The 11,995-nt window shown below is 60.0% G+C and carries 15 protein-coding genes and 1 tRNA gene; 7 read left to right on the top strand and 9 right to left on the bottom strand.

The features are described from left to right. The first annotated feature begins 22 nt into the window (after positions 1 to 22). From DYL59_RS04725 to DYL59_RS04705, 4 genes are all read left to right on the top strand, one after another. Complete coding sequence (locus DYL59_RS04725) at positions 23 to 235, top strand: cysteine-rich CWC family protein (protein WP_135288128.1); 213 nt, start codon at positions 23 to 25, stop codon at positions 233 to 235. Continuing rightward, positions 235 to 927 (top strand): pseudouridine synthase, encoded by a 693-nt coding sequence (locus tag DYL59_RS04720; protein ID WP_135288127.1) that lies wholly within the window; start codon positions 235 to 237, stop codon positions 925 to 927. Before DYL59_RS04725 ends, DYL59_RS04720 begins: the two co-directional genes overlap by 1 nt. A 306-nt stretch (positions 928 to 1,233) precedes the next feature. Continuing rightward, entirely contained in the window at positions 1,234 to 2,118 is an 885-nt protein-coding gene (locus tag DYL59_RS04715) for an alpha/beta fold hydrolase (protein ID WP_135288126.1), read from the top strand. Between the two features lie 204 nt (positions 2,119 to 2,322). After that, positions 2,323 to 2,396, top strand: a tRNA-Gly gene (locus DYL59_RS04705). 180 nt (positions 2,397 to 2,576) lie between these two features. On the opposite strand, the gene DYL59_RS04700 is transcribed toward DYL59_RS04705, so the two are convergent. Then, complete coding sequence (locus DYL59_RS04700; RefSeq protein ID WP_017529609.1) at positions 2,577 to 2,891, bottom strand: helix-turn-helix domain-containing protein; 315 nt, start codon at positions 2,889 to 2,891, stop codon at positions 2,577 to 2,579. Next, on the bottom strand, positions 2,888 to 3,232 hold the full coding sequence (locus DYL59_RS04695) for a type II toxin-antitoxin system RelE/ParE family toxin (RefSeq protein WP_135288125.1): 345 nt from the start codon (positions 3,230 to 3,232) through the stop codon (positions 2,888 to 2,890). Before DYL59_RS04695 ends, DYL59_RS04700 begins: the two co-directional genes overlap by 4 nt. A 396-nt stretch (positions 3,233 to 3,628) precedes the next feature. On the opposite strand from DYL59_RS04695, the gene DYL59_RS04690 reads away from it, so the two are divergent. Further along, positions 3,629 to 3,895 (top strand): hypothetical protein, encoded by a 267-nt coding sequence (locus DYL59_RS04690; protein WP_238340603.1) that lies wholly within the window; start codon positions 3,629 to 3,631, stop codon positions 3,893 to 3,895. A gap of 89 nt (positions 3,896 to 3,984) precedes the next feature. After that, the gene (locus DYL59_RS04685) at positions 3,985 to 4,485 is read left to right on the top strand and encodes a methylated-DNA--[protein]-cysteine S-methyltransferase (protein ID WP_135288123.1); all 501 of its coding nucleotides are present in this window, start codon (positions 3,985 to 3,987) and stop codon (positions 4,483 to 4,485) included. A gap of 65 nt (positions 4,486 to 4,550) precedes the next feature. Here DYL59_RS04685 and DYL59_RS04680 read toward each other — a convergent pair whose 3' ends face one another. Then, positions 4,551 to 5,078: a DUF4142 domain-containing protein gene (locus DYL59_RS04680; protein WP_135288122.1), complete on the bottom strand. Its 528-nt coding sequence runs from the start codon at positions 5,076 to 5,078 to the stop codon at positions 4,551 to 4,553. Between the two features lie 133 nt (positions 5,079 to 5,211). After that, positions 5,212 to 6,123 carry a LysR family transcriptional regulator gene (locus tag DYL59_RS04675; protein ID WP_420359264.1) on the bottom strand — a complete coding sequence of 304 codons (912 nt, stop codon included), beginning with the start codon at positions 6,121 to 6,123 and terminating at the stop codon, positions 5,212 to 5,214. A gap of 78 nt (positions 6,124 to 6,201) precedes the next feature. Here DYL59_RS04675 and DYL59_RS04670 point away from each other — a divergent pair, with 78 nt between their 5' ends. Further along, positions 6,202 to 6,690 carry a DMT family transporter gene (locus DYL59_RS04670; RefSeq protein ID WP_135288120.1) on the top strand — a complete coding sequence of 163 codons (489 nt, stop codon included), beginning with the start codon at positions 6,202 to 6,204 and terminating at the stop codon, positions 6,688 to 6,690. Here the strand turns inward: DYL59_RS04670 and DYL59_RS04665 are convergent, their stop codons facing one another. The 5 genes from DYL59_RS04665 to DYL59_RS04645 form a co-directional block, all read right to left on the bottom strand. Beyond that, entirely contained in the window at positions 6,691 to 8,022 is a 1,332-nt protein-coding gene (locus DYL59_RS04665; RefSeq protein ID WP_135288119.1) for an MFS transporter, read from the bottom strand. Positions 8,023 to 8,081: 59 nt separating this feature from the next. Next, complete coding sequence (locus DYL59_RS04660; RefSeq protein WP_135288118.1) at positions 8,082 to 9,023, bottom strand: hydroxymethylglutaryl-CoA lyase; 942 nt, start codon at positions 9,021 to 9,023, stop codon at positions 8,082 to 8,084. Further along, positions 9,020 to 10,213 (bottom strand): CaiB/BaiF CoA transferase family protein, encoded by a 1,194-nt coding sequence (locus DYL59_RS04655; protein WP_135288117.1) that lies wholly within the window; start codon positions 10,211 to 10,213, stop codon positions 9,020 to 9,022. The genes DYL59_RS04660 and DYL59_RS04655 overlap by 4 nt, the downstream gene beginning before the upstream one ends. A gap of 111 nt (positions 10,214 to 10,324) precedes the next feature. Continuing rightward, a complete protein-coding gene (locus tag DYL59_RS04650; RefSeq protein WP_135288116.1) occupies positions 10,325 to 11,245 on the bottom strand; it encodes a LysR family transcriptional regulator in 921 nt (306 codons plus the stop codon). Next, positions 11,245 to 11,919, bottom strand: coding sequence for an NAD(P)H-binding protein (locus DYL59_RS04645; RefSeq protein WP_135288115.1), 675 nt, complete (start codon positions 11,917 to 11,919; stop codon positions 11,245 to 11,247). Before DYL59_RS04645 ends, DYL59_RS04650 begins: the two co-directional genes overlap by 1 nt. Positions 11,920 to 11,995: the final 76 nt, after the last annotated feature.

The raw sequence follows: 11,995 nt of genomic DNA, 5'->3' as shown, positions 1-11,995 counted from the left end.
ACCCGTCCTGCACGATGCTCCCATGACCACAGCAACCCTCTGCCCCGCCTGCGGCGCCCGTAACGACTGCTCCTTGGCTGACCCACGCACCGCAGACCAAGCCTGCTGGTGCTACAGCGTCACCATTGATCCGGCCGTGCTCCAAGCCCTGCCGCAGGAACTGCGCAACAAAGCGTGCCTGTGCCCGCGCTGCGCCCAGGCAGATGAGCAGCTGCGCACAACCGAGCGCTCGTAATGCGGGTTGATCGGTTGCTCAGCAATCTTCCTCGGTTCAATCGCAAACAGGTGCGCCTGTTGCTGGTTGAACGGCGGGTGACGGTGGATGGCGTAGCGGTTGGCGATCCTCACCACGAGGTGCGGGCATTCAGCCAGGTGTGCGTGGACGATGAGGTGGTGCAAGCGGGCAAGCCGGCGCGCTACTTCATGCTTCACAAACCCCAAGGGTGTGTGAGTGCCACATCGGACCCGCAGCACCCGACTGTCCTTGAGCTGCTGGATGAGCCGGATATCGACGATCTGCATATCGCCGGTCGTCTGGACTTCAATACCACGGGCCTGATGCTGATCACCAATGACGGCCAGTGGTCGCGGCGCCTCACGCAACCGCAGACCAAGCTGCCCAAGATCTATCGGGTAGAGACAGAACAGCCGATCGGCCCCGAGTACGCCGCCACCTTTGCGGCGGGCCTGTACTTTGCATTCGAAGACCTCACCACCCAACCCGCCGACTTGGAACTGTTGGGCCCGACGACAGCGCGACTGAGCATTATCGAAGGGCGTTATCACCAGGTGAAGCGCATGTTCGGGCATTTCGACAACAAGGTTATTGGCCTGCATCGGGAGCAGATGGGGCCTCTGGTGCTGGATGCTGAGCTTGCACCGGGCGAATACCGGGCACTGACCGACGAAGAAATCCGACAGGTCTGACGACCGTTCGGCCGGTGACGGCAAAAAACCGCTTCATCGCCTTGCGAGGTGCCACCTCTGCTGCTTGAATCACAATCACCAGCCAAATTATGACTGGCGAGTCGCCTATACCTCCAAGAAACACTTTGCCCGCCCGCAACGCTTGATCTGCGGACACCTCCGGCAAAATGCCCGCCATAACAACACCCGTCGACCAGCCTGTATCGGATCGACATGGGCCCTCACTTTCCAGGCGTATGCCTACCTGTCACAAAGCTCGTGCAGAGTGATCTGCGCGCCCTACCCGCTTGCCAGGAGTCTTACGACATGAGGCCAGAAATCGCTGTGTTGGATATACAGGGTCAGTATCGGGTTTACACGGAGTTCTATCGCGCGGAGAAGGCTGAAAAGACCATCATCCTGGTCAACGGCTCGATGGCCACCACGGCATCCTTCGCCCAAACCGTCAAAAGCCTGCACCCGCAATTCAATGTGGTTTTGTACGATCAGCCCTACGCCGGTCGTTCAAAAATCCATAACCGTCACGAGCAAATGCTGACGAAGGACGTTGAGGGCCAGATCCTCCTGGAGCTTATCGACCACTTCGCCGCCGAGCATGTGCTGTCCTTCTCCTGGGGCGGCGCCGCCACCCTCGTCGCCCTGGCCCACCGGCCACGGCGCGTGGAAAAAGCCGTGATCAGTTCGTTCTCGCCGGTGATCAACGCTCCCATGCGTGACTACCTGGAACGCGGCGTCGACTACCTGGGCAACCTTGACCGCGACCGTGTGGGCCACCTGGTCAACAGCACCATCGGCAAGCACCTGCCGTCGCTGTTCAAGCGCTTCAATTACAAGCATGTGAGCAGCCTGGCCGAACATGAATATGGGCAGATGCACTTCCATATCAGCCAAGTGCTCAACAGCGACCGGTTGTGCTACCTCAAGGCCGCCAGGCAGATCGACATTCCGGTGTTGTTTGTAAACGGTGAGTGGGACGAATACACCAGCGCCCAAGATGCCAAGCTGTTTGGCCAGCATGTGGCCAACAGCAGCTTCAGCACCGTGCAAGCCACCGGGCATTTCCTGGACATGGAACACAAAGCAGCGTGCAGGGATACCCGAGAGGCGGTGGTGGGGTTTCTGAAACCCGAGCGGCAAGTCAGTCGATTGCGGTATCACCAAGGCCAGACCCACCATGCCTTTGCGATTTGAAATGAACAACCCGGCAAACGCCCTCTTGTGTGGGAGCCGGGCTTGCCCGCGATGCAGGCACCTTGGTGTGGCAGGCATACCAAAGTGAAGCTATCGCAGGTAAGCCAGCTCCCACACAAGCATGCGTGAGGCACGTAACCCACACATTTTTGAAGAAAAACTTCAAATCCCGCCGAACATCTGGTACAAAGTCAGCCGCTCTGAGCGGGTATAGTTTAATGGTAGAACAGTAGCTTCCCAAGCTTCCGACGAGGGTTCGATTCCCTCTACCCGCTCCACTTAAATTCTGCGCCCGCGTCAGGTTGATTCTTGACGAGGGATGCATAAAAAAACCGGTCCTGGGTGGCCGGTTTTTTTATGCTTTCAATTCAAGGCTCACGTCTTGAAGCCCCTTAATCAATCATTGCCTATCAGCTCTGCAGAACGCCCGGCAATCGGCCTGGTTTGAACCATTCAGCTCAAACAGCATTAAGCCGCTCAACCATATCCGGGAAGCGCTCAACCAACTTGATCAACAGCGCCGCCTGAGCATTGGGCTTGGACTTAGACTGCTCCCAGTTTTTCAGCGTGTCAGGACTGGTCCTGATCTGCCGGGCGAATACGGGCTGTGACATGTGCAGCTTTTCACGGATGGAAATGATCTCAGCAGCCGTCACCTCTGGAGGCGCAAGGGCCTCCACTTCGTACTGACGAAGCGTAATCTTCCCCTGCCGGTGTTCAGCCATTTCGCCAACACCCTGCATCAGTTCTGCAAACAGATCGCGCTTTTTCATTTTCCACCTCGTTTTTTCAGCTCTGCCTCAATGGCAGCTTTCAGTGCTTTCTCCTGATCAGCGGTCAGGTTCGCCATTTCATCCTTGTCGTAGATCGCGAACATCCAAAACTGACCGTCATTCATCAGCCAGTAGTAAATGACACGCAGCCCACCACGTTTTCCCTTGCCTCGGCGAACATCCTGCCAGCGGAGCTTTCTGAAGCCTCCGGTACGTGGCATCACATCGCCTGCTTCAGGGTTCGCCTGCATTTCGGTCTGAAGCTGGCGATACTCATCGTCAGTCAAGTAGTCACCGACCGTGACGGTGAAGCTTGTGGTTTCGAAGAAGACCGTTTTCATAGGAAGAAGTATAGGCAAGTTGCTTACACTTAAAATAACTCATCCATGGGCCACCGTCATCCTCAGGGCGCGGCGTCGTGACAGGCGGTGCGGGGTCAGCCGCCCCGTAAATTCTTGTATCGCTGCTTGTATAACGAACCGAGACGAGGGATGCATAAAAAAACCGGTCCAGGGTGGCCGGTTTTTTTATGCTTTCAATTCAAGGCTCACGTCTTGAAGACCCTTAATCAGTGATTGGCCATTAGGATTAGACTTAGACTGCTCCCAGTTTTTCAGCGTGTCAGGGAACCCGACTTTCAATATGTAACGCGCCCTTATCCATCCAAAGGACGAACCAGGATGCGCACATCCGCCCCAGTAACTTCGAGGCAAGCCGTCAGAAAAGTCGTGGGATTGGTGCTGATCATCCCACTGCTGCTGCCGTTCATTCAGATTCCCTTCGATCTCAAAGGCCTGCCATCGATAGCCACCCTGGCAGGATCGTTCTATGGCGCGTGGTACGCACGGCAACATACCAGCCGAGGCGTGGCCATCAGCGCAGGAGGCTTGGCGCTACTCAATTTCGGCTCGTGGCTGGTGCTGTCGCAACCGTCGATCGTGTGGTTTATCGTCCAGGTCGCTTGGGCCTATGGGTCGGGCAACTGGATTCACTGGCGTTTTTAGCGGCCGCAGCATTTAGACCGCAAGAAACGGGTTTTCCCAACAGCGTGCAGGATGGACAGTGGCACCGGAGATATTCAAGGATTACGCCCATGTCATACGAATACAAACGCATGCCCTCCCCCGTCGGCCAGCTCACGCTGGTGGCGCGCAACGGCAAACTCAACGCCATCTTGTGGGAAGTCGAGCGCGCCAATCGGGTGCGGCTGGGCGAGTTGCACCAAGCCAATGACAACCCGGTGCTGCTGGAAACCGAGCGCCAGTTGCTGGAGTACTTCGCGGGCACCCGCAGGCATTTCGAGGTGGCGTTGGACTTTACCGGCACTGACTTTCAGAAACAGGTCTGGCACGCCCTATTGACCATCCCCTTTGGCGAAACCCGCAGCTACAGCCAGATCGCCCAGCAGATCGGCAACCCCAAAGCCGTGCGGGCGGTGGGGGCGGCCAATGGGCGTAACCCTATTTCCATCATCGCGCCGTGTCACCGGGTGATCGGTGCATCAGGCGGCCTTACAGGGTTCGCCGGAGGGTTGCAGGCCAAGCAATATCTATTGGCGCTCGAAGGCCCAGGCCAGGCGCAAATGACGTTCTGACAACTGACATAAAAAACGGCGACTGGAGATATTCCAGCCGCCGTTTTTTATGTCGCATGAAGCCCTCAACCGTCGCCTTGATGCCCCTTACCGTAGGTCGATGCCAACGCACGGGCCTTTTGCAGACGCTCCTCCAGCTTGGGCAACGTCTCATCCACCAGGGCCTTTATTTCCGGTACATCGGACGCTGCACCCTCCTGCTTGAACAGGGCAATGGCGTCTTCATTTTCCTTGACCTGCTGCGCGGTATAAGCGGCGTCGAACGAGTCGCCATCCTTGAGTTCGGGCATCAGGGTCTCAGCCTTGTCGACGATCTTCTCCCTCGGCGCCACTGGCAAGTCGAGCTTCTTGGCGATGGCTGCAAGATGCTGGTTGGCCAGGGTGCGCTCGTTGATCACCTCGATGGTGTAGTCCTTGATTTCCTGGGACGTGGTCTTGGCGTGGGCCATGCGACTGGTTTCGATATCGGCCATACCCTTGGCCGAAGCCTGCTCGATGAATTCAGCAGGCGACTGGGCGAAAGCATTGCTGGCGCCGAGGCCCAGCAGCATCGCGAAACTGGCGGTGCGTAACCGGATAGCCATGCGGCTCATGATGGGTTCCTCCAGGGCAAAAAATTGGTGCGGGGGAACACACCCCGCCTTGAATTCGAATTTTCAGGGCGGTAAAGGTTTAGAAAAAACTTGTTAGTGCGACGAACGGTTGCCAGCCAGATCCTTCTAATCACTATTCAACGCTCAACACCCCCTCCACCCGTCCCATCAACCACTGCAACCCCGCATCGCCACCCCGTCGTGCATGCCACGCCAATTCCAGCGCAAACGAGGGAATATCAAAGGGTGGCGGCACGGTCACCAAATGCTCGTGATCAATGTTGAGCACGCCCCTGGATGACACCGTCAAAATCAAATCCGTACCCTGGATCAACTGCGGCGCCACACCCCAATGCGGCAGGCTGATTGCCACATGCCGCCGCTCACGAATCGCGGTCAAAGCGCGCTCGATTTCCGGCGTGCCACTGCCGCGCATTTCCAGCAACACATGGGGGCGCGACAGGTAGGTGGGCAGGTCCAGCGTGCCGTTGTGCGGCAGGCTGTCACGGTCCACGAGGCAGGTGTAATGCTCCTCGAACAGCGCCGTGGTGCGCAGTTCGGCGGGCCGGTCGGGAAACACACCCGCAGCCAGATCAAGTTCGCCATTAAGCACGCCCTCGATCATGCCTTCACGGCTGGCCTGGATGATCTGCAAGTCGATACCGGGAGCTTCCCGACGCAGGGTACGCACCAACCTCGGTAGGAAAATCGCTGCGCTGTAGTCCGACATCGCCACACGAAACCGCCGCTTGGCCGATGCCGGGGCAAACCGGTTCGGCGCCAGCAAGGCTTGCACATGGGCCAAGGCTTCGCCCAGCGGTGTAGCCAATTCCAACGCTCGCGCTGTCGGCACCAGGCCACCGCCCTGGCGTACCAGCAATGGGTCAGCCAGCAAATCCCTTAAACGTGCCAGCGCGTGGCTCACCGCCGGCTGGCTCAGGTGCAAGCGCTCGGCGGCGCGGGTGACGTGTTGCTCAGTGAGCAAGGCATCGAGAATCACCAACAGATTGAGGTCGATGCGGCGCAGATCATTCATCAGCTGCATGCTCGGCATAAGAACTTGGAATTTAAATTTGCGCGATGAATAGCCTAGAGTCCAGCCAAACCTCTGGGAGATGTGCACATGACGACGTTGCATTGGGCGGGTGTATTGGCATTGGCGGTGATCGCCGGCGCGGTGGTGCCGTTTCAAAGTGCGATCAACGCCAACCTCGGGCGTGGCCTCGGCCATCCATTGTGGGCCACGCTGGCGTCATTGCTGGTGAGCATCATCGTGTTGCTGCCGGTGATGCTCGCGCTGCGTTTGCCGCTGCCAAGCCTGGCGTTTATCAGCAAGGCACCTTTGTGGATGTGGGCCGGGGGCGCATTTGGCGTGTGCTTTATTTCCCTGGCGCTGATGCTGTTGCCCAAGCTGGGCGCGTCGGGGTTTATTGCATTGGCGATTGCCGGGCAGATGCTCGCCTCGCTTCTGCTCGACCACTTCGGCCTGTTCGGCCTGGTGGAGCGCCAACTGACAACGCCCCGCATGGTGGGGGCGTTGTTGTTGATCGGCGGCGTGGCGTTGATTCAGTTCAGCGCCGCTCCCGCCCCTGCCATGGCGACATCGGGCTGATCAGCCTTTGTCGAGGGTGCGCAATTTTTGTGGCAGGCCCCACAGCAACAGCGCGGCAGCCAACAGTGCGCACACACCGATCACATACAGCGCCGGGGTGGTGCTGCCGGTGAGGTCTTTGATACGCCCCACCATCACCGGGCTGACAATGCCGCCGAATTGCCCCAGGGTATTGATCACCGCAATCCCGCCCGCCGCACCAGCCCCAGCGCCGGCCAGCAGCTTGGGCGGCAGGGTCCAGAAGGTCGGGATCGAAGCGATGATGCCGGCGCCCAGCATGCCCAAGGCAATGATCAGGAACGTGGTGTGGTCAGCAAAGATCCCTGCACTGAAGAAGCCCACTGCCCCCAGAACCACCAGACCGCAGACAAACTTGCGCCGCTCGCCGGTGGCATCCGACAACCGCCCGATCACCACCATGCTGATGGCACCGCACACATAGGGAATGGCGGTCAGCAGGCCGATCATCACCGGGCCCTGGGTACCGGCGCTGCGGATCAATTGCGGCGCCCAGAAGTTGAGGCCATAGGACGCGACCTGGATCAGGAAGTAGATAAACCCGAGCATCAAAAAGCCTGGGATGCGGATTGCCGACAGCAACGAACCGCCGTGCTGGTTCGGCTCATGCTTGGCGATACAGCTCGACAACAAGGTCTTCTCCGCCGATGTCAACCAATGCGCATCATCGATACGGTCCTTGAGCATCGTCAGCACCAGGAAACCCAAGCCAATGCACGGCAGGCCACCCAGCAGGAACAACCAGTGCCAGCCGCGCATCTGCAACACGCCGTCAAGGTGTTCCAGCACCAGGCCGGAGAACGGAGCCCCTACCAGGCCGGCGAAGGCCGACGCCAGGAACAGCATCGATGTGATGCGCCCACGGAAATGCTGCGGGAACCAAAGGGTCAGGTAGTACAACACGCCGGGCGCGAACCCCGCCTCCATTGCGCCGATCAGAAACCGCAGCACATAGAACTGCCATTCAGCGGTGACAAACACCATGGCCGCCGTCGCCAGGCCCCACGACATCATGATCCGCGCGATCCAGCGACGCGCGCCGACTTTGTACAGCATCATGTTGCTCGGCACTTCGAAGATCACATACCCCACCACAAACAACCCGGCACCCAGGCCGTAGGCGGTATCGCTCAAGCTCAGATCAGCTTGCAACTGGAATTTGGCGAAGCTGATGTTGATGCGGTCAAAAAACGCGAACAGGTAGCACACCATAATCAGCGGCATCAGTCGCCACGCAACCTTGTTTACCAAGGCTTTTACAGCGTCGGTTCCATCGGCCGGGCGTGCGCCGGCCTCGAAGATATTCGTGCTCATGCTTTCTCTCCAGCGGGCTGCTCGCAGGCGCCCGATTGTTGTTGTTGTCTGGTGCGGCGTTACAGCGTGGCGATGTACGCCGGCGGTGGATGCAGGTCGCAGTTGCGCCCGGCCTTGGCCACCTGGCCGGGCAATTCATGGCCCAGCAGCGCGGGCAGGCGCCGGGACATTTCCAGCAGATGGGGCAGGTTGATGCCGGTGGAAATCCCGACTTCTTCGCAAAGGTTTACCAAGTCTTCGGTGCAGATATTGCCCGACGCCCCCGGTGCAAATGGACAGCCGCCCAAGCCGCCAAGCGCCGCGTCGAAACGTCGAGCGCCAGCCTCATAGGCGGCCAGCACATTGCACAACCCCAAGCCACGGGTGTTGTGAAAGTGCAGGGTCAGGTCGCTGGCGGACACCCGCTCCAGCACCCGTTTTACCAGGCGCTCCACCTGACGCGGATTGGCCATGCCCGTGGTGTCGGCCAGGCTGATGCCTTGGATACCCAGTGCTTGGTACGCCTCGACGATTTGCACCACACGGTCCTCATCGATCTTGCCCTCGAACGGGCACCCAAAGGTGGTGGCAATGCTGCCATTGAGGCGTACCGGGTAGTCCGCGGCAAAACGCGTGATGTCAGCAAACGCCGCCAACGACGCCTCGCAGCGCATGCGCATATTGGCCAGGTTGTGGGTCTGGCTGGCGGACATCACCAGGTTCAGTTCGTCGGCGCGGGACTCGATGGCGCGCTGGGCGCCCTTGAGGTTAGGGATCAGTGCCACGTAGATCACGCCGGGCTTGCGCGTGATGCCCTGGAAGACCTGTTCGCCATCACGCAAGGCCGGGATGGCTTTGGGCGAGACAAACGAGCCGGCTTCGATCCGTGAAAAACCGGCGAGGGAAAGCTGGTCGATCAAGGCGATCTTGTCGAGGGTTTCGACCCAGGTCGGCTCGATCTGCAGGCCATCGCGCGGTGACACTTCCTGCACGATGAGCGCATCGGAATAATCGGCAATCATTGCACCACTCCCGAAGTTTTCAGGCGTTGGATATCGGCACCGGTCAGGCCCAGGCCGTCGAGAATAGCGTCGGTGTGCTGGCCCAGCGTGGGGCCTTGCCAGTTCACGCCGCCGGGGGTTTGCGAGAGCTTGGGCACGATGCCCGGCATCTTCACCGAGACACCGCCGGGCAACTCGGCATCCAGCAGCATCTCGCGAGCCTGGTAGTGTGGGTCGCTGACGATATCGGCCACCGAGTAGATGCGCCCGGCCGGCACTTCGGCGGCTTCCAGGGCGCTGAGCACCTGCTCGATGGGCAGGCTGCTGGTCCAGTGGGTGATCGCAGCATCGAGCAAACCGCTCTTGGCCGCGCGGCCATCGTTGTGGGCGAACTCGGGTGCTTGCGCCAGATCGGCACGGCCGATGGTGTTCATCAGGCGCTTGTAAATGGGGTCGCTGTTACCGGCGATGACCACATAGGCGCCGTCGGCGGTCAGGTAGGTGTTGGACGGCGCAATGCCCGGCAAGGCGCCGCCGCTGCGCTCACGCACATGACCGAGCATGTCGTATTCGGGCACCAGGCTTTCCATCAGGTTGAACACGCTTTCAGCCAGGGACACATCCACAATCTGCCCATCGCCCTGCCCGGTCTTGACCCACAGCAGCGACATCAGCGCGCCGATCACACCGTGCAACGAAGCCAGGGAATCGCCCAGGCTCACCCCCACCCGCGCCGGTGGCGAGTCCGGGTTGCCGGTGGTGTAGCGGATGCCTCCCATGGCCTCGCCGATGGCGCCGAAGCCTGGGCGATCGCGGTACGGCCCGGTTTGACCGTAGCCGGATATACGCACCAGGGTCAGCTTGGGGTTGAGGGCATGCAACACCTCCCAACCCAGGCCGAGTTTCTCCAGGCCACCGGGGCGCAGGTTTTCGATCAGCACGTCGGCATCGCCGAGCAGTTGCTTGATCAAGTCCAGGCCTTCCGAGGACTTGAGGTCCAGCGCCAGGGATTTCTTGTTACGCGATTGCAGGTACCACCACAGCGAAGTGCCTTCGTGCAGCTTTCGCCATTTGCGAAGCGGATCGCCCTGGCCCATGGCTTCGATCTTGATCACCTCGGCGCCAAACTCGGCCATCAGCCGGGCGGCGAACGGCGCGGCAATCAGAGTTCCGATCTCGATCACCTTGATACCGCTCAGGGGAGCCGTCATGGGGTGTACCTCTTGTTCTTGGAATGTGGGGCCAAGACTAGAGGGCAAGCCCAGGAGAAATCCAACCGTCAGTTGGCAAGGAGCGTTCGCGAAGCGCGAACGATCAAAGCATTATCTGTAGGAATTCGCGCCATTGCTCAGGTAATCAAAGAGCAAGCGGCTCACCGGCGACAACTGCGCCTCGTCACGCACCACCAGAATCAAGCGGCGATCCGACCAGTCATCCGTCAGCGGCACGGCATGCAAACCCAAGGCGCGGCCAAATAATTCGTAGGCCTTGAGCGGCAGGATGCCGATGCCCATATTCGCCTGGACCATGCGGCACATCGCATCGAACCCCGGCACATGAATGCGCAAGCGCAACATCTTGCCGGCTTCGCGAGCGGCGGCGTGGGTGCGCATATTGATCGAGCTGGCGGCATGCAGGCCGACGTAGTCACTGTCCAGGGTTTGCGAGAACGCCAGGCGCTCATGGGATGCCAATGGATGATCCGCCGGCATCAGCACCACCAGCTTGTCCAGGCGATAGGTCACGCTGGGCAGGCCCTTGGTATCGGTGTCACAGGAACAGATACCCAGGTCCGCCACGCCGTCGAGCACGCCTTGCACTACGCCGTTGCTGGGGCGCTCTTCGAGGTCGGTTTTGACTTCGGGGTGAAGCTCGGAAAAATCCCGCAGGTTTTCAGGCAGAAACTGGATGATCGCCGACAGATTGGCCAGCATGCGCACATAGCCGCGCACCCCGTGACTGTGTTCGCCCAGTTCCAGGCCCATCTTTTCGACGTTGAACAGCATCTGCCGCGCATGGTGCAACAGGGTTTCGCCAGCGGCGGTCAGGCCCATGCCCTTGGCGCGCCGTACAAACAGGTTTACGCCCAGCACCTGCTCCAACTCCATCAGGCGCTTGCTGGCGGCCGACACCGCAATGGCTTCGCGGCTGGCCGCACGGGTGAGCGTGCCCTCCTCAAACACTGCGACGAACAACTGCAGGGTGATCAGGTCCAGGCGACGCACCAGGCTCTTGTGCAACATCAGTGACGCTCATTGGCCAAGCGGTTGATCTGGGCCTGCTCCACCACCGGCTGCGGTGCGCCATGACTCACCGCCTGCAACATCGCCCGGCCTACGGTCTCGGTGCTCACCACCCAGCTGGGTTTAATCCGTCGAAGGAACGAGAGCAACGGCCCCAACACGGTATAGAAAGATTGATACAACGGCGTTTTCGAGCGCACACCATGCAGCGGCTGGATCACCCCAGGCCGAAACAGGTACACCGCCTTGAACGGCAGGCGCAGCAACGCGTTCTCGGTCTTGCCCTTGACCCGCGCCCACATCGACTTGCCCGTCTCGGAACTGTCGGTACCGGCGCCGGACACATAGATAAAGGTCATCTGCGGATTGAGCCGCGCCAGGGTGCTGGCGGCGACCAACGTGAGGTCGTAGGTAAGGTGGGTGTACTGGGTCTCGCCCATCCCCGCCGAGGAAACGCCGAGGCAGAAGAAGCAGGCATCGAAGCCTTGCAGCAGGTTCTCCAGAGGCTGGAAGTCCAGCATGTCGCCGTGCAACACCTGGTGCAGCTTGCCGTGCGCCTGGGTCAACGGCGTGCGGCCCACGGCGACCACTTCCTGGACATCGGCGGCCAGCAGGCATTCACGCAGCACGCCTTGGCCGACCATGCCGGTGGCGCCGAATAGTAGAACTCTCATGGGGGGACCTCAGCAGCAAGCTCAAGTTGAACGCAGTTCGCCTTGTAGCTTAACGCTTGCTGCCGGTGACTGCCCC

Origin of the sequence: Pseudomonas kairouanensis (genome assembly GCF_004682055.1) — a bacterium.
Classification (GTDB): domain Bacteria; phylum Pseudomonadota; class Gammaproteobacteria; order Pseudomonadales; family Pseudomonadaceae; genus Aquipseudomonas; species Aquipseudomonas kairouanensis.
Note: the sequence above shows the minus strand (reverse complement) of the source record. Positions and strands in the feature narration are given on the sequence as shown.

Coding starts and splice junctions, on each gene's coding strand:
- DYL59_RS04725 (WP_135288128.1), top strand. CDS start 23: ATGACCACAGCAACCCTCTGCCCCGCCTGCGGCGCCCGTAACGACTGC.
- DYL59_RS04720 (WP_135288127.1), top strand. CDS start 235: ATGCGGGTTGATCGGTTGCTCAGCAATCTTCCTCGGTTCAATCGCAAA.
- DYL59_RS04715 (WP_135288126.1), top strand. CDS start 1,234: ATGAGGCCAGAAATCGCTGTGTTGGATATACAGGGTCAGTATCGGGTT.
- DYL59_RS04700 (WP_017529609.1), bottom strand. CDS start 2,891: ATGAAAAAGCGCGATCTGTTTGCAGAACTGATGCAGGGTGTTGGCGAA.
- DYL59_RS04695 (WP_135288125.1), bottom strand. CDS start 3,232: ATGAAAACGGTCTTCTTCGAAACCACAAGCTTCACCGTCACGGTCGGT.
- DYL59_RS04685 (WP_135288123.1), top strand. CDS start 3,985: ATGTCATACGAATACAAACGCATGCCCTCCCCCGTCGGCCAGCTCACG.
- DYL59_RS04680 (WP_135288122.1), bottom strand. CDS start 5,078: ATGAGCCGCATGGCTATCCGGTTACGCACCGCCAGTTTCGCGATGCTG.
- DYL59_RS04675 (WP_420359264.1), bottom strand. CDS start 6,123: ATGCAGCTGATGAATGATCTGCGCCGCATCGACCTCAATCTGTTGGTG.
- DYL59_RS04670 (WP_135288120.1), top strand. CDS start 6,202: ATGACGACGTTGCATTGGGCGGGTGTATTGGCATTGGCGGTGATCGCC.
- DYL59_RS04665 (WP_135288119.1), bottom strand. CDS start 8,022: ATGAGCACGAATATCTTCGAGGCCGGCGCACGCCCGGCCGATGGAACC.
- DYL59_RS04660 (WP_135288118.1), bottom strand. CDS start 9,023: ATGATTGCCGATTATTCCGATGCGCTCATCGTGCAGGAAGTGTCACCG.
- DYL59_RS04655 (WP_135288117.1), bottom strand. CDS start 10,213: ATGACGGCTCCCCTGAGCGGTATCAAGGTGATCGAGATCGGAACTCTG.
- DYL59_RS04650 (WP_135288116.1), bottom strand. CDS start 11,245: ATGTTGCACAAGAGCCTGGTGCGTCGCCTGGACCTGATCACCCTGCAG.
- DYL59_RS04645 (WP_135288115.1), bottom strand. CDS start 11,919: ATGAGAGTTCTACTATTCGGCGCCACCGGCATGGTCGGCCAAGGCGTG.